We start from the raw sequence: 15,542 nt of genomic DNA, 5'->3' as shown, positions 1-15,542 counted from the left end.
CCGCCAGCGCCACCCAGCGGATCGCCGACGATATGCTGACCTTGAACCGCGCCGCCGCCTGGCGGCGAGATGCGCCCGCCACGACTTCCGCCACGACCCGCTCGCGAAGACCCTTCGAATGCGCCGCCCATCCAAACCTCCCAAATCAGAAGGCCTCAAGGGACTCATGATCCCACGACGAAGGGAATCCTCCCTCCGATCACAATCGATTCAACTCAACGGGCGAATGCTCTAGCTTCCGGCCATGGCCATCAGATACTGCCCATACTCGGTCTTGCCCATCGCCGCGCCCATCGCCGCGAGCTGATCAGCCGAGATCCAGCCCTTGTTGAAGGCCACCTCTTCCGGACAGCCGATCTTCTGGCCTTGGCGCTTTTCGATGGCCCGGATGAATTCGGTGGCCTCGACCAGGCTGTCATGGGTGCCGGTGTCGAGCCAGGCGAAGCCGCGGCCCAGCTTGCTCACCGACAGCTGGCCCCGATCCAGATAGAGACGGTTGATGTCGGTGATCTCCAGCTCGCCCCGCACCGACACCGGCAGGTGACGCGCCATCTCGACCACCTGCCGGTCGTAGAAATAGAGTCCGGTGACCGCCCAGTTTGAGCGCGGGACCCGCGGCTTCTCCTCAAGCGAAACCGCCCGGCCGTCGGCGTCGAAGTCGACCACGCCGTACCGTTCGGGATCCTTGACGTGATAGGCGAAGACCACCGCGCCATCCTGAACCGTCGACGCCTGCGCCAGGGCTTCGCTCAGGCCGTGACCGAAATAGAGGTTGTCGCCCAGCACCAGGGCGCATCTGTCGTCGCCGATGAAGGCTTCGCCGAGGATGAAGGCGTCGGCGAGGCCGCGGGGGGTTTCCTGGACGGCATAGTCGAAACGCACGCCCCATTCGGAGCCGTCGCCGAGCAGGTCCTTGAACAGCGGCAGGTCCTTGGGCGTCGAGATGATCAGGATTTCGCGGATGCCCGCCAGCATCAGGGTGGTGATCGGGTAGTAGACCATCGGCTTGTCGTAGATCGGCAGCAGCTGCTTGCAGATCGCCCGGGTCAGGGGGTGGAGCCGAGTGCCGGATCCACCGGCCAGGACGATGCCTTTCATCGGGCCGTTTACGGACATTGGAACTCCATCTCGGTCATGCAGGCCGCCAGGCTCTCTTGCCAGGGGCGCGGGCGCCAAAGTCCTGCGGCTTCGATCTTGCCGCAGTCCAGCCGTGAATTGGCGGGACGCCGGGCGGGGGTGGGATATTCCGCGGTGGTGATCGGCCGCACCTGGGCGGTTGGTCCGCCGCGCCGCGCCGATTCGGCGAATGTCGCCGCCGCCAGGTCGGCCCAGCTGGCGTCGCCGGCTCCGCTGAGATGATAGAGGCCGGCCAGGTCGGGCGCGCCGGCCAGGGCGTCGATCGCCGCAAGGGCCGCCTCGGCGCAGTCCCGCGCCCAGGTAGGGCGGCCGATCTGCTCGGCGACGACGCTGACCTCGGCGCGATGGGCGGCCAGGGCCAGCATGGTCTTCACGAAATTGGTCCCGTAGGCGCTGTAGACCCACGAGGTGCGCAGGATCATCGCCGGACCGCCGGCCGCCGTCACCGCCTGTTCGCCCGCCAGCTTGCTGGCGCCATAGACGCCGATCGGATGGGTCGGATCGCTCTCGACATAGGGGCGCGGCGAGGTTCCGTCGAAGACGTAGTCGGTGGAAAAATGGATCAGCGGGACGGCGCGGACGGCGCAGGCGGCAGCGATGACGGCGGGGAGATCGCGGTTCAGGGCGAAGGCGTCGCCCGGCTCGCGTTCGGCCCGGTCGACGGCGGTGTAGGCCGCGGCGTTGATCACGGCGTCGGGCGTCCTCGCCGCGATCAGCCTCTCCACCGTGGCAAGGTCGGCGAGGTCCAGCCTGTCACGTCCGGCGAAGGTCATGGCGCGTCCGGTCGCCTTCCCCAGTCGCGCCAGTTCGCGCGCCACCTGACCGTTGCGGCCGAAGACCAGGATGGTTCCGGGCATGGGGGTCAGCCGGCCTTGGAGGTCAGCAGGCCCAGGCGCCGGCCGTCATAGGCCTTTCGCAACGGCGTCCACCAGTCGGCGCGGGCCAGGTACCATGCGATGGTCTTGCGAAGGCCGGTCTCGAAGGTCTCGCGCGCCCGCCAGCCCAGCTCGGTCTCCAGCTTGGCCGCGTCGATCGCGTAGCGGCGATCATGACCGGGGCGGTCGGCGACGAAGGTGATCAGCTCGCGGTGCGAGCCCTCGGCGCTGGGGGCCATCTCATCCAACAGGTCGCAGATGGTTTGCACGACCTGCAGATTGCTGCGCTCGTTGCGGCCGCCGACGTTGTATTTTTCACCCGGCCGTCCGGCTTCCAGGATCCGCCGCAGCGCGCGGGCGTGGTCCTCGACGAACAGCCAGTCGCGGATGTTGGCGCCGTCGCCATAGACCGGCAGGGGCCGTCGATCCAGGCCGTTGAGGATGACCAGCGGAATCAGCTTCTCGGGGAAATGGTAGGGCCCGTAGTTGTTGGAACAGTTCGAGACCAGGACCGGCAGGCCATAGGTATGAAACCAGGCCAGGGCCAGATGATCGCCGGCGGCTTTGGAGGCCGAATAGGGCGAGGTCGGCGCGTAGGGCGTGGTTTCGGCGAACAGGCCGTCTGCGCCCAGGCTGCCATAGACCTCGTCGGTGGAGACGTGGACAAAGCGGAAGGCCGCCTTGGCCTCGCCGGCCAAGGTGCGCCAGTAGTCCAGCGCGCAGTCGAGCATCACATAGGTCCCGACGATATTGGTCTCGACGAACGGGCCAGCGCCGGAGATCGAACGGTCGACGTGGGATTCGGCGGCCAGGTGCACGACGGCGTCGGGACGATGGGCCGCGAAGATCGCCTGGATGGCGGCGCGATCGGCGACGTCGGCCTGGACGAACACATAGTCGGGAGAGCTCGAGACGTCGGCGATCGATCTCAGGTCGCCGGCATAGGTGAGCTTGTCGACATTGACGACCTGATCGCCCGTTTCGCCGATCAGCAGACGGCAGACCGCCGACCCGATGAAGCCCGCGCCGCCGGTGACTAGTACCTTCACGCTCTATTCATTCCTTCGGACCGACGCATGGGCGCTCCCGGGACGACGCTGTCTCGGAAGGTTTTTCGGCGAGAATACGCCCTGGGCGGGATATCATTTGCCGGTCGGCGCGACCAGCAGGCGTTCGATCGCCGTCCATGCTTCCGGTTCGGTCAGCATCGGTGCGTGGCCGACGTCCGGGACTTCGGCATAGGCCATGTTGGGCGCAGCTAGGCGCATGCGCTCGACGATCGCCGGATCGATCAGGTCGGAGATCGCGCCGCGCACCAGCAGCAGCGGCCCGCAGGCGGACAGGGCGCGCAGCAGCGGGTACATGTCGGCGGGCGGCGCCTGCGGATCCGCGGCCTTGAACGGCTCGGCGATGGCGGGATCATAGGCCAGGGCCAGGGTCCCGTCGGGCGCGGGGTCGACAAGGCGCCGCGCGAAGATCGCCCAGTCGGCGTCCGTGTAGAGCGGAAAAGCCGCGCCGTTGATCGCCTTGGCGTAGGCCGTGGCGGCCGCCCAATCGGCGAGGATCGGAACTTCGCCGACATAGCCGCCGATGCGGGCCAGGCCGACGGGCGACAGTTCGGGACCGACGTCATTGAGCACGGTCGCGGCGATGGCCTGCGGGCGGATCGAGGCCAGCACCATGGCGATGATCCCGCCCATGCTGGTTCCGATGAACGCCGCCTGCTCGACGCCTGTGGCGTCGAGCAGGGCGATGATGTCCATTGCATAGGTCCCGGGGTGATAGTTCAGCGGCTGGGGATCACGGGCAGACCGGCCTCGGCCGCGCACGTCGACCGCCAGCACCCGCCGGCCCAGGGCGGCGATGCGCGGGGCCAGATCCTCGAAATCACGGGCGTTGCGGGTCAGGCCGTGAATGCAGATCACCGGCGGACCGCTCACCGGCCCGGTCGCTGCGTAGTCGCGAGCATGCAGGCTAAGACCGTCCCGTGATTTCCAGGTCAGATCGGTGAAGCTCACGCGGCGATCTCATAGGCGAACGGCGTGTCGAGGTTGACCAACAACGGCGCGGCGGCGTCCCGCGCGTTCGTCGTGATCTCGTCGGCCGCCAAGGGCCAGGCGATCGCCAGGGCCGGATCGTTCCAGCGCAGCGCGCCTTCGGTCTCCGGCGCGTAGTAGTCCGTGACCTTGTAGATCACTTCGCAGTCGTCGCTCAGGGTGCAGTAGCCGTGAGCGAAGCCCTTCGGAACCAGCATCTGGGCGCCGCTGTCGGCCGATAGCTCAGCCCCGACCCATTGGCCGAAGGTCGATGAACCTCGGCGGATATCGACCGCGACGTCGAAGATCGCGCCCCGCACGCATCGGATCAGCTTGTCCTGGGCGTGGGGAGGTTTCTGGAAATGCAGCCCGCGCAGTACGCCGCGTCCGGTTGAGCGCGCATGATTGTCCTGTACGAAGGCTCCGCCAGTGAAGCCGGCGGCGTCGAGGGCCGCCTGACGGAAGGTTTCGGAAAACCAACCCCGCTCGTCGCCATGGCGCATCGGCGTGATAAGCAGCACCTCGGGAATCGCCATAGGCGTGATTTTCACGAGTCGAACCTTCTTAGAAACGAGTGCGTCACGCATGGCTCGCCCCACCGGTAATGGCAAGAGCGGCACATCGCCGAACAACGGGCCGCTCGTCAGCGTGATCATCGTATCGTACCAGAGCGGCCCCACTCTGGAGCGCTGCCTGGCCGCCCTGAGGACCCAGACCTTCAGCGATTTCGAGATCCTGCTGGTCGACAACGCGTCGAGCGACGGCGCCCCCCAGGCCGCCGCGGCCGCCGATTCGGCGATTCGTTTCCTGCAACCGGACGCTAATCTCGGCTTCGCGGCTGGCAACAATCTGGCGGCTCGCGAGGCGCGAGGTCGCTGGATGGTGTTGCTTAATCCCGACGCCTATCCGCGGGCCGACTGGCTCGAGGCTCTGTTGGCGGGGACGATCCGCCACCCCGACGTGCGTTGCTTCACCTCGCTGCAGATGGTGGCTGACGACCCGGGCCTGATGGACGGGGCCGGAGACGTGATGACATCGGCCGGCATCCCGTTCCGGGGCGGCTATCGCCGGCGCCTGCCGCCGAACCTGCGCGAGGGCGAGGTGTTCTCGGCCTGCGGCGCGGCGGCGATGATCGACCGCGAGCTGTTCCGGGGCCTTGGCGGCTTTGACGAGCGGTTCTTCTGCTATTGCGAGGACGTCGACCTGGGCTATCGCCTGCGGCTGGCCGGCGAGCCGACCCTGCTGCTGCCCGACGCGCGGGTCGAGCATGTCGGCTCGGCCAGCACGGGGGTGCGGTCGGATTTCTCGATCTTCCATGGCTCGCGTAACCGCATCTGGACGTTCCTGAAGAACACGCCGCCCTTGCTCCTGTGGCTGACTGCGCCCTTGCATGTCGTTGTCACCGCCGGCCTGCTGTTGCTCCACCTGAGACGGGGCGATGCTGGACCGGTGGTGCGCGGCATCCGCGCCGCCCTGGCGCGTCAGGAGCTCGATTCGATCCTGGCCTCGCGCCGCGAAATCCAGGCTGCCCGCAAGGCCGGCTCGTTCGACATCCTGCGGGTCATGGCCCTCGATCCGGTGGCCTTTTTCGGCCGGCGGATCGTCATCCGCCGCTACCGGCCCTTGGATCGGTAGCGATTGTTGCAAGACGACGGTTGCCGGAACCGGCGCCGCCTTTCGGCCGTCAGGCTTGGGAAAGATCCTCGATCAGGCGACGCATGAAGGCCGCGCCGCGTTCGATCTGGCTGATCTCGACATATTCGTCGGGTTGGTGGGCCTGGTCGATCGAGCCGGGGCCGCAGATCACCGTCGAGAAGCCCGCCCCCTGGAACTGGCCGGCCTCGGCGGCGTAGGGAACCACCCGCGGCGGGCCGTTGTCGCCGGCGATGCGGCGGGCGAAGGCCTCGGCCGCGCCGTCGACTTCGGGAGCGAAGGCGGGGGTCAGGGAGCGGGTCTCGACCGCGACCCCGCCCTCGGGGGCCCGGGCCTTGACCTCGGCGTCCAACTGGTCGGCCAGGGCGAAGAACTCGGCCAGTATGGCCTTGGGCTCCAGGCCGGCCGGGGTGCGCAGGTCGAAGATGAACACGCATTGGCGCGCCAGGATATTGACCGCCGTGCCGCCATTGACCTGACCGACGGTCAGGGTCGCGCCCTTGGGAACGAATGGCGACTCCGGGTCGGCCTCGCGCTCCAGCCGCTCGGACAGCGCGACCAGATGGCTCATCAGCTTGATGGCGACCATGTTGGCCGAGACGCCCAGGTGGGTCAGGCTGGAATGGGCTTCGCGGCCGGTGACGGTGACGCGGAAGCTGGCGATGCCCTTGTGGCCGCGCACCGCGACCATGTCAGTGGGCTCGCCGACCACTACCAGGGCAGGGCGGGGCAGCTCGCTGGCGATCACCGCGATCATGTCGGGCGCGCCTAGGCAGCCGATCTCCTCGTCATAGGAAAAGGCCAGGTGGACGGGGCGGTCGAGCCTGGCGGCGGCCAGGTCGGGCACGGCGGCCAGGGCCAGGGCCAAGAAGCCCTTCATGTCGCAGGTCCCCCGGCCGTACAGGCGGTCGTCGCGGGCAGTCAGGACGAACGGGTCGCTGGTCCAGGGCTGGCCGTCGACCGGCACCACGTCGGTATGGCCCGACAGCACCACCCCGCCCGGGACGGCCGGGCCGATGCTGGCCAGAAGGTTGCTCTTGGTCCCGTCGGCGTTAGGCACCCGCCGCGAGGCGACGTCCAGCTCGGCCAGATAGGCTTCGACCCATTCGATCAGGGCCAGGTTGGACAGCCGCGAGGTGGTGTCGAAGGCGACCAGCGTGGCGAGGATGTCGATGGCGCGGGCGGCGAGGGTTTCGGAGGAAGAAGCCATGGTCCGACCCTAGCGCGCGCCCGCGCCCGCGCCTACCGTCGGCGACGCCAACGGCCATCGCGCGTTGTTCCCTGCGCGTTGGGCGGACGGAGACGCGCGATGATCGACCTCTACACCTGGACCACGCCCAACGGCCGCAAGATCCCGATCATGCTTGAGGAGTTGGGCCTGGCCTATCGCGTCCATCCGGTCGATATCGGCCAGAACCAGCAGTTCGCGCCCGACTTCCTGGCGATCTCGCCCAACAACAAGATCCCGGCCATCGTCGACCAGGACGCGCCCGGCGGCCCGCAGCCGGTGTTCGAGAGCGGGGCGATCCTGGTCTATCTGGCCGAGAAGACCGGCCGGCTGCTGGCGGCCTCCGGCCCCGCCCGGGTGGCGGCGCTGGAATGGACCTTCTGGCAGGTGGGCGGGCTAGGCCCGATGGCCGGCCAGCTGAACTATTTCGCCCTGCGCGCCCCCGAACCGCTGGAACTGGCCGTCGACCGGTTCGGCGACGAGGTCCGCCGCCTGCTGGGAGTGATGGAGGGGCGGCTGGAGAAGGTTCCTTACCTGGCCGGCGAGGCCTATTCGATCGCCGACATCGCCAGCTATGCCTGGACGGCGGCGGCGCTGGAGACGCTGGAGAAGATCCAGCCGGACCGCCCGCCCCTGCCCGCGGTGCGCGGCTGGCTGAAGACGGTGGGCGAGCGCCCGGCGGTGGTCAGGGGCATGGCCGTGCCGAAGGTCTAGGCCGGCGGGCGTTGCTTGGGGGCCTGGATCTTGGACGGCAACACGTCGATCAGCTCGATGCGGAAGATCATCACGCTGTTGCCGGGGATCGGGCCCTTGTCCTCGGCGCCGTAACCCAGGGCCGGCGGCACATAGAGGGTCCATTCGTCGCCGGGGCGCATCATCACCAGCGCCTCCTTCCAGGCCGGGACCAGGCCCTGCAGCGGGAACGAGGCGGGGGAGCCGCGCTCGTAGGAGCTGTCGAACACCGTGCCGTCGACCAGCTTGCCCTCGTAATTGACCTTGACCTCGTCGGTCGGGTTCGGCTTGGCGCCGCTGGCGGGACCCGAGCGCACGACCTTGTACTGCAGGCCGTCGGCCAGGGTGACCACGCCCGGCTGCTTGGCGTTCTGGGCCAGGAAGGCCTCGGCGGCGGCCAGGCTTTCCTGCTGCTTCTTGCTGGGCGCGCAGGCCGACAGGGCCAGGACCACGCCCAGGGCGGCCACGGCGACGAGGATGAGACGGGGGGCGCGGACCATGACGGCGAAGCTCCGGAACGATTGAACCTCCGTGCTAGACCATTTCGCACCGTCGCGGAATCCACGGGCGCAACACGGCCGTTCCGCGTCGATTCGCGGCAGAGGGCGGTTTGCGGCGGGCCGTCATCGAACAAGGGTGGCGCGGCCCGGCGGCCGGCCCTAGAAACCGTCCCCAGACAATGACCGCTTACGAGGCCTTCATGAAACCCGTCCGCAAAGCCGTCCTCCCTGTCGCCGGTTTCGGCACCCGGGTCCTGCCCGGCACCAAGACGACGCCGAAGGAGCTGCTCAACGTCGTGGACCGGCCGATCCTGTCCTACATCGTCGAGGAAGGCCGCGCGGCGGGCATCGAGCACTTCGTCTTCGTCACCGGCCGCAATAAGGGGGCGATCGAGGACTATTTCGACCACCAGGTCGAACTGGAGGCGGCGCTGGCGGCCAAGGGCAAGACCGCTCTGCTGGAAGAGTTGCTGGGCGAGCTGCCCAAGCCCGGCGAGATGAGCTTCGTGCGCCAGATGGCCCCGCTGGGCCTGGGCCACGCGGTGTGGTGCGCCCGCGACATCGTCGGCGACGAGCCCTTCGCAGTGATGCTGCCCGACATGGTGATGTCGGCGTCCAAGCCGGCCCTGGCCCAGGCCATCGAGGCCTATGACCAGAAGGGCGGCAACATCGTCGTGGTCGAGCCGGCCCCCGAGGGCATGGCCCACCAGTACGGCATCGTCGCCCTGGACGGCCAGGACGGCCGCCTGAACCGCATGACCGGCATGGTCGAGAAGCCGCCGAAGGGGACCGAGCCCTCGAACCTGTTCATCTCGGGCCGCTACATCCTGCAGCCGGAAATCTTCGACCTGCTGGAAAAGCAGGGCAAGGGCGCCGGCGGCGAGATCCAGCTGACCGACTCGATGCTGAGCCTGTTGGAAAGCCAAGACTTCCACGCCCTGGAATACGAGGGTGAAACCTACGACTGCGGCGACAAGATCGGCCTGCTGCGCGCCAATGTCGCCCTGGCCCTGAAGCGTCCGGATTTGGGCGAGGCAGCGCGCGAGATGATCAAGGGGTTATTGGCCTAACCGAGAGCGGCGGCGGCAAGGAGCGCCCTGCTCTGGTCCGCCTGGCCCGAGAGCCGGTCGTCGCCGACGATCTTATTTTTCCGACAGCTTCGCCGCACCGTCTGCCTTGGCATCCGTTTTGCTTTTGGATAGCATTGTCTTCGCATCCTGAAGGCACGCCATGGCCATCAACTTGGAATCGGTGGAGCATTTTCTAGCGCTGCTAGACATTCCGAAGGCGGCCAACGTCCTCGATGTCGGTTGCCAGAACGTCTATCGCGCCGATCCGGTCGAGACCGTGAACTTCATCCGTCGACAGAACGATATTTATGACGAGGAAGATCTTCAGGCTTGGGCAAGATTATTTTCGATCGGCTCCGAGACTCCACCGGAGATAGGCGGCCTGAATGGCGCTTGGCTGGGCGATTTGCTTGAGCGCGCGGGCATGTCCTACTGCTCTTATGACATCTATCCTGGCTACAAGACTAAAATCTTCGATCTGAACTGCCGGTCTGTGCCTCCGGAGGATCGTGGGTCATTTGACCTAGTGTTCAATCTTGGAACGACCGAGCACGTCTTTAATCAGGTCAATGCGCTTCAAGTCATCCATGACGCGATGGCGGTGGGCGGCTACGCGATTCACGTCCTTCCGATCACGCTCCTGGATCACGGCTTCTTCAATTATAATCCGAGCCTGCTGGTCGGTCTTTGCGACGCCAATGACTACGATGTCCGGCTGCTGCAGTTCAATGGAGGCCTGGGCAATCGCTCGTTCCGCAGCGACGTTTCAAGTCGCTATGCCGATCGGGACTATAAGGTTCCGGAACATGACGACGGTTGGCTCGACGTTGCGATTCCAGAGACCAGCATCACGCTCGTCACCCGCAAGAAGCACGACCGGCCCTTCCGTCTGGCCTTGGACGACAGCACCACCGACGGTGTGATCGATACGGCGGTCGGCAATGTCTATCTGGCTGCTGGAAAGCCTAAATGGCACGAGGCCAACGTCGATGTCGAGGCGATCGTCAAACAGGTCCAAGCCGGTGACCGGAGCGTGGAAACGCTGGTCGCGATGGGCCGCGCCATCGCCATTGAAACCCCGAAAATGGTCCTGAAGCCGAAGGCCAAGGCCGCGTAGCCGCCCTCGGCGGCTCATCCTCCCCATGGTGTAGGGGGTTACACGGCTCGCGGCGGATAACCCTTCTCGCGCAGGGCGTCCATGACCTCCTGGGTGTGCTGGGCGTCGCGGGTCTCGATGGTGATGTCGAACTCCGCGCCCTTGGCCGGCACGTCCAGGGCCAGGCGGTTGTGGTTGACCTCGATGATGTTGGCCCCCGCCGTGCCGATGACATTGGCCACGGTCGACAGCAGGCCCGGACGGTCGTCGCCGACGATGCGCAGGGACACCAACCGCTGGGCGCGGACCAGTTCGCGGGTCAGCACCGAAGCCAGCAGCCGGGTGTCGATATTGCCGCCGCAAAGGATCAGGCCGCACTTCTTGCCGCGGAACCGCTCGGGATAGGCCAGCAGGGCGGCCAGCGAGGCCGCGCCAGCCCCTTCGGCGATGGTCTTCTCGACATTGCAGTACAGGGCCACGGCCTGCTCGATGTGCGGCTCCTCCAGCAGCAGCACGTCGTCGATCAGCGGCCGGGCGACGCCATAGGTCAGCTCGCCGACCGTCTTGACCGCCACGCCCTCGGCGATGGTCTGGCCGCCGCAATGGGCCGCGACACCGCGCATCTTGGCGGTGAAGGACGGGTACATGGCCGGCTCGCAGCCGATGATGCGGATGTCGGGCTTGATGGCTTTCGCGGCCGTCGCCACGCCGCTGATCAGCCCGCCGCCGCCGATCGGCACCGGCAGGATTTCCAGGTCCGGCACGTCTTCCAGCATCTCCAGGGCGATGGTGCCCTGGCCGGCCATGATGTCGTAGTCATCGAACGGATGGACGAAGGTCAGGCCCTGCTCGACCTGGAGCTTGCGGGCATGGGCCGAGGCGTCGTCATAGGTCTCGCCTTCGATGACCACGGTGGCCCCGAAATCGCGGGTGTGCTGCACCTTCACGAAAGGCGTGGTCTTGGGCATGACGATGGTGACCGGCACCCCCAGTCGGGCGCCGTGATAGGCCAGGCCCTGGGCGTGGTTGCCGGCGCTGGCGGCGATGACGCCCTTGGCCTTCTCGGCGTCCGACAGCAGCATCAGCTTGTTGAGCGCGCCGCGCTCCTTGTAGGCCGCGGTGAACTGCAGGTTCTCGAACTTCACCCACACTTCCGCGCCGGTGATCTTGGACAGCGTCCGGGAATAGCGGCACGGCGTGCGCTCGATGTGACCCGCGAGGCGGTCGGCGGCGGCGCGGATGGAGTCGAGAGTCAAATTCATGGGCACCGGACGGGAGGGCGGCTCGGGAAGCGGCGAACCTAGGCACTTTCCCCCTCGGATGGAACCGTGCCCGCCAACAAAACACCGCCGGATCGGCAAACGCCCTTCAGAGGCTATCGGCTTCCCGTAAAAATAATGTTCTTCGCTTGACGCGCCAACAGACTTAACAATGATATCGCTGGCATCTGGCTGTTCACTGCACGCGAAAGTCCCGAAATAGGGATTTTCGGCGGCGATGCGCGGCAGCGGGTTAGCGCCGTTATGTATGAATGATGTTGAAGAGGGGAAATCTACATGGCCTATATTGCTCTTTGCCAGACCAACAAGGAACAGTTGCGGATCAATACGGACGCGATCGCGTCCCTGAGCACTAAACAGGGAGCGACCTGCATCCACACGGTGGGCGGCGCGGTCTTCTACGTGGTGGAGACCATGGACGCCATCGTCGCCGAAGCGGAAATCGCGGCGCGGTCGGCTGCGGCGGGAGGCAGGGTGACTGTCGGATCCAAGGCCTAGGCGGCCGTGACCATTTAGCTATTTGACCAGAGCATGATGGCGGCAAGGGTGATGAAGCCCCTGAAGGTCGAAGCCAGCTTGTCGTGTCGCGTGGCGATGCGCCTGAAGTGCTTGATGCGGCTGAAGAAACGCTCGACGCGGTTTCTCTTCCTGTAGAGGGCCGCGTCGTAGGCGTGCTGTCGCTTGCGGTTGCGGCGAGGCGGAACGACGGGGTCGCCGCCCTGGGCGATGATCTTCCGGTAGAGCCGATCGGCGTCATAGGCCTTGTCGACCAGGACGTTCTGGGCGGCCAGGCCGTCGATCAGATCGCAGACTGGGGCCATGTCGTTCTGCTGGCCTGGTCCCAACATGATGCGGACCAGACAGGCCAAGGGCGTCTACGCAGACGTGGATCTTGGTCCCGAAGCCACCGCGAGACCGGCCAAGCGCCAGGGCGTCCGGTCCTCCCTTTTTCGCCGCGCGCCGGCGGCTTGGGCGTGGGCGCGAATGACCGTGGCGTCCAGCACGACCCACTCCAGGTCGGGCTCGGCCGCCACGGCTTCGAACAGGCGATCGAGCACGCCCATCTCGATCCAACGATAGTAGCGCCGCTTGACGGTCTGATAGGGCCCAAACCGCTCCGGCAAGTCGCGCCACCGCCCGCCCGATCGCGCCATCCACAGCAGCCCGTGCACGAACAGCCGGCCATTGCTGCGCGGCCCGCGCTTGCCTTTGCGGCCGCCCGGCACGAACGGCTCGATCCGAGCCCACTGATCGTCCCGCAGAACTTCGCCTTCCAACGCCGCCTCCAAAGAGAAGCGTTGAATTCAGAACCTCGTCCCGGCGGGAATCCTAAATCGTCGCTACGGCTTAGAACGACGTGAAACGGACGCGGGTTGGCGGCGTCGCGAGCCCATCGGCACGGAGACGGTCCGAACTGGTCGGCTTCGGCCTGGCAGCTCGCGCCGCAGATTCCCCGATTTTACCGGCGGGCGGGCTTAGCTTGGCGCGGCATCGCGTGCTATCGCGCTGTTCGCAGGGTCGCGCCGTTTTGGCGAAGGGGTCTTGGGGAGGATGCGATGGTCAAGGCCGTGGTGCTCGGCGCTTCCGGATTCGTCGGAAGAAGGTTGGTTTCGCGCCTTGGCCGGGACGGCGTGGGCACGTTCTCATCCCGGCCGACGCCAAGCGGCGTCGCCTTTGACGCCAAACGCCAGAGCTTCGCGGAAATCCTGCCATCCCTGCCAACCGGCCTGCGCCATGTCTTCATCCTCTATGGCGCAATCAATCCGGAACTGTGCGCGCGCGACTGGAACGCCACTGCAGCGCTCAACATTGACAGCGTCAAGGCCACGGCCGAGACCTGTTTTCGCGAGGGGCTGACGCCGGTGTTCTTCTCCACCGACTATGTCTTCCCGGGCGATCGTGGCTTCTGGACGGAAAGCGACACCACGCGCCCGCTCACCGCCTACGGCCGGCAGAAGGCGATCGTCGAGGACTGGTTTCGGAACCAAAGCGATCCCTGGATTGTCGTGCGCCTGTCCAAGGTGGTTAGCGGCGAGATCGAACCCCAGAACATCCTCGGCGAATGGGTGCGCAATGTCCGGGAGGGCACCGCTATGCGCTGCGCCTATGACCAGGTGCTTTCGCCACTTGACGCCGACGACGCCGCCGGTGCGACCCTGAAGTTGGCCGAGGTCGGGGCGAAGGGTCTCTTCAACGTTGCCGGGCCGGAGGCCTTCACGCGCTTGGCGCTGTTGCGGCTGCTGCTGGCCCGATTGGCGGCCGTCGATCCGGGATTGACGGCCGATGTCGAAGCTTGTCGTCTCGCGGACTTACCGTTCAGCGAACCGCGCCCCATCGACACTTCGCTGAATATCGAAAAACTGCAGCGCGAGATCGGTTGGGATTTCACGCCGATGTCGACCTTGGCGGCGAAGCTGTCTAGGGCTCGCGGCCAGGCCTTGTGAAGACAGGATTGTTGCCTTCTCGGCTCGCCGATATCATTGACGGGAGACCCAAATTGTCGTCCAGCGTGAGGTTCGGATGTTTGGAAAGCCGCCGAAGGTCTACGCCGGGGCGGAGGGCGTCCGCGTTCTGGTCCCGATTAGAGGCTATCTGACCCCCGGCGAATCGCTCGTGGAATCGTTGCGCCGTTTGAGCGCAACGGATGTTTTTCGCGATCTGGCGCGGGAACTTGAGGTCTGGCCGCCGAATTCCTGCATCTCCAACATCGAGCGGGTAGTCCTGCATTGGCTGATCTATGAGACCCGCGCTAAGGCGGTTCTGGAAATCGGCTCGTTCTTCGCGGGCACGACCCTTTTCCTGAGCACGTCGACCCTCGGAGCCGGGTCCGGACGAGTGCACACCATCGACCCCTACGGCCAGTACCGGGTTCCATACATCCTGCGAACCTGGCCAGCTGCCCTGCAGGCTATGACGACCTATTGGCCGAAATTCGCCTGCGAATTCCTGGTCCCGAACGCCCATCTACCCGAGTTCGACGTCATCCTGATCGACGGCGACCACGGCTATCCCAGCGTGCTGCACGACCTGTTCGCGTCCTACGCCAACGCTCGGCATGGCGGCTTTCTCGTGGTCGACAACGCCGAGCAACATCAGGTCCTCGATGGTTGCCGTGACTTCGCGATGTTGAACCCGGGGGTCGAGATCGCTCGCTTGGCGATAACAGGGACGGATTCCCAAGGCCGCTATGTCTTCGAGATCGACGACGCTCTGAACCGGATCGACACCTCCACCGCCTTTGTTGTCATTCGCAAGCCCCGGCAGATTTTCCTGAACCACAACGTCCTGGGTTTCCAGCTCAACGACTTCGCCGGGATGGTTGTCCGGAAGGTGCAGGTTAGCGTCAGGAACGAGACGGCGCGATCGATCGTGATGGGCGGCAAATTACATTTGCGCGCCCTGGACCGGGACGCCAATCTCAGCCCGAAGGCCTACGACCTGGGACAGGACTTCTCGGTGATCGTCCCGCCGGGTAGAACCGTTGCGCAGCTGACGACCACACGGCTGAACCTGCCGTCCGACGCCGGCGCGTTGAGGCGCTTCGTCGAAATGGACCTGTTCACGAGCGCGCCCGGGGATCGGTTGCTGATCGATCGTGTCAGGATTGATGGTCTGGATGTCAAGCCGGGCCGGAACTTCCCTTCCGTCTAGAGCGCGGGGCGGGCTTCGCGGTGCCGCGGGATTCGATTAGGCCAAGCCTAGAGCATTCGCCCGTTGAGTTGAATCGATTGTGATCGGAGGGAGGATTCCCTTCGTCGTGGGCTCATGAGTCCCTTGAGGCCTTCTGATTTGGGAGGTTTGGATGGGCGCGGCGCATTCGAAGGGTCTTCGCGAGCGGGTCGTGGCGGAAGTCGTGGCGGGCGCATCTCGCCGCCAGGCGGCGGCGCGGTTCAAGGTCAGCATATCGTCGGCGATCCGCTGGGTGGCGCTGGCGG

Annotated in this window: 15 protein-coding genes and 2 pseudogenes; 8 read left to right on the top strand and 9 right to left on the bottom strand. The window is 66.1% G+C overall.

Annotation, left to right across the window (positions count from 1 at the left end; genetic code table 11):
- Positions 1–231: 231 nt before the first annotated feature.
- From rfbA to rfbC, 5 genes are all read right to left on the bottom strand, one after another.
- On the bottom strand, positions 232–1,098 hold the full coding sequence (gene rfbA / locus ACIPQB_RS25935) for a glucose-1-phosphate thymidylyltransferase RfbA (RefSeq protein ID WP_446488134.1): 867 nt from the start codon (positions 1,096–1,098) through the stop codon (positions 232–234).
- 8 nt (positions 1,099–1,106) lie between these two features.
- A complete protein-coding gene (gene rfbD, locus ACIPQB_RS25930; RefSeq protein ID WP_446488132.1) occupies positions 1,107–1,994 on the bottom strand; it encodes a dTDP-4-dehydrorhamnose reductase in 888 nt (295 codons plus the stop codon).
- Positions 1,995–1,999: 5 nt separating this feature from the next.
- Entirely contained in the window at positions 2,000–3,061 is a 1,062-nt protein-coding gene (gene rfbB, locus ACIPQB_RS25925) for a dTDP-glucose 4,6-dehydratase (RefSeq protein WP_446488131.1), read from the bottom strand.
- A 93-nt stretch (positions 3,062–3,154) separates the two neighbouring features.
- Positions 3,155–4,030, bottom strand: coding sequence for an alpha/beta fold hydrolase (locus ACIPQB_RS25920; RefSeq protein ID WP_446488130.1), 876 nt, complete (start codon positions 4,028–4,030; stop codon positions 3,155–3,157).
- Entirely contained in the window at positions 4,027–4,599 is a 573-nt protein-coding gene (gene rfbC / locus ACIPQB_RS25915) for a dTDP-4-dehydrorhamnose 3,5-epimerase (protein WP_446488133.1), read from the bottom strand. The genes ACIPQB_RS25920 and rfbC overlap by 4 nt, the downstream gene beginning before the upstream one ends.
- A 34-nt stretch (positions 4,600–4,633) precedes the next feature.
- Here rfbC and ACIPQB_RS25910 point away from each other — a divergent pair, with 34 nt between their 5' ends.
- Positions 4,634–5,683, top strand: coding sequence for a glycosyltransferase family 2 protein (locus ACIPQB_RS25910; protein ID WP_446488129.1), 1,050 nt, complete (start codon positions 4,634–4,636; stop codon positions 5,681–5,683).
- A 49-nt stretch (positions 5,684–5,732) separates the two neighbouring features.
- Here the strand turns inward: ACIPQB_RS25910 and argE are convergent, their stop codons facing one another.
- The gene (gene argE, locus ACIPQB_RS25905) at positions 5,733–6,911 is read right to left on the bottom strand and encodes an acetylornithine deacetylase (RefSeq protein WP_446488128.1); all 1,179 of its coding nucleotides are present in this window, start codon (positions 6,909–6,911) and stop codon (positions 5,733–5,735) included.
- Between the two features lie 99 nt (positions 6,912–7,010).
- On the opposite strand from argE, the gene ACIPQB_RS25900 reads away from it, so the two are divergent.
- Positions 7,011–7,643 carry a glutathione S-transferase N-terminal domain-containing protein gene (locus ACIPQB_RS25900; protein ID WP_446488127.1) on the top strand — a complete coding sequence of 211 codons (633 nt, stop codon included), beginning with the start codon at positions 7,011–7,013 and terminating at the stop codon, positions 7,641–7,643.
- On the opposite strand, the gene ACIPQB_RS25895 is transcribed toward ACIPQB_RS25900, so the two are convergent.
- Positions 7,640–8,161: an FKBP-type peptidyl-prolyl cis-trans isomerase gene (locus ACIPQB_RS25895; RefSeq protein WP_446488126.1), complete on the bottom strand. Its 522-nt coding sequence runs from the start codon at positions 8,159–8,161 to the stop codon at positions 7,640–7,642. The two genes, ACIPQB_RS25900 and ACIPQB_RS25895, sit on opposite strands and share 4 nt — an antisense overlap.
- 200 nt (positions 8,162–8,361) lie before the next feature.
- On the opposite strand from ACIPQB_RS25895, the gene ACIPQB_RS25890 reads away from it, so the two are divergent.
- The gene (locus ACIPQB_RS25890) at positions 8,362–9,231 is read left to right on the top strand and encodes a UTP--glucose-1-phosphate uridylyltransferase (RefSeq protein WP_446488125.1); all 870 of its coding nucleotides are present in this window, start codon (positions 8,362–8,364) and stop codon (positions 9,229–9,231) included.
- A gap of 160 nt (positions 9,232–9,391) precedes the next feature.
- Positions 9,392–10,348, top strand: a complete 957-nt coding sequence (locus ACIPQB_RS25885) for a hypothetical protein (protein ID WP_446488124.1) — start codon at positions 9,392–9,394, stop codon at positions 10,346–10,348.
- Between the two features lie 38 nt (positions 10,349–10,386).
- Here ACIPQB_RS25885 and ACIPQB_RS25880 read toward each other — a convergent pair whose 3' ends face one another.
- The gene (locus ACIPQB_RS25880; protein ID WP_446488123.1) at positions 10,387–11,589 is read right to left on the bottom strand and encodes a threonine ammonia-lyase; all 1,203 of its coding nucleotides are present in this window, start codon (positions 11,587–11,589) and stop codon (positions 10,387–10,389) included.
- 294 nt (positions 11,590–11,883) lie between these two features.
- Between ACIPQB_RS25880 and ACIPQB_RS25875 the strand changes: the two genes are divergently transcribed.
- Entirely contained in the window at positions 11,884–12,105 is a 222-nt protein-coding gene (locus ACIPQB_RS25875) for a hypothetical protein (RefSeq protein WP_446488122.1), read from the top strand.
- Between the two features lie 14 nt (positions 12,106–12,119).
- Here the strand turns inward: ACIPQB_RS25875 and ACIPQB_RS25870 are convergent.
- Positions 12,120–12,884: pseudogene (locus tag ACIPQB_RS25870) on the bottom strand (IS5 family transposase).
- Between the two features lie 279 nt (positions 12,885–13,163).
- Between ACIPQB_RS25870 and ACIPQB_RS25865 the strand changes: the two are divergent.
- From ACIPQB_RS25865 to ACIPQB_RS25855, 3 genes and pseudogenes are all read left to right on the top strand, one after another.
- Entirely contained in the window at positions 13,164–14,051 is an 888-nt protein-coding gene (locus ACIPQB_RS25865) for an SDR family oxidoreductase (RefSeq protein WP_446488121.1), read from the top strand.
- A 76-nt stretch (positions 14,052–14,127) separates the two neighbouring features.
- Positions 14,128–15,258 carry a class I SAM-dependent methyltransferase gene (locus ACIPQB_RS25860; protein WP_446488120.1) on the top strand — a complete coding sequence of 377 codons (1,131 nt, stop codon included), beginning with the start codon at positions 14,128–14,130 and terminating at the stop codon, positions 15,256–15,258.
- A gap of 151 nt (positions 15,259–15,409) precedes the next feature.
- Positions 15,410–15,542 (top strand): annotated as a pseudogene (locus tag ACIPQB_RS25855) (IS630 family transposase); the annotation flags it as partial.

The organism is Caulobacter sp. LARHSG274 (assembly GCF_052871235.1).
Note: the sequence above shows the minus strand (reverse complement) of the source record. Positions and strands in the feature narration are given on the sequence as shown.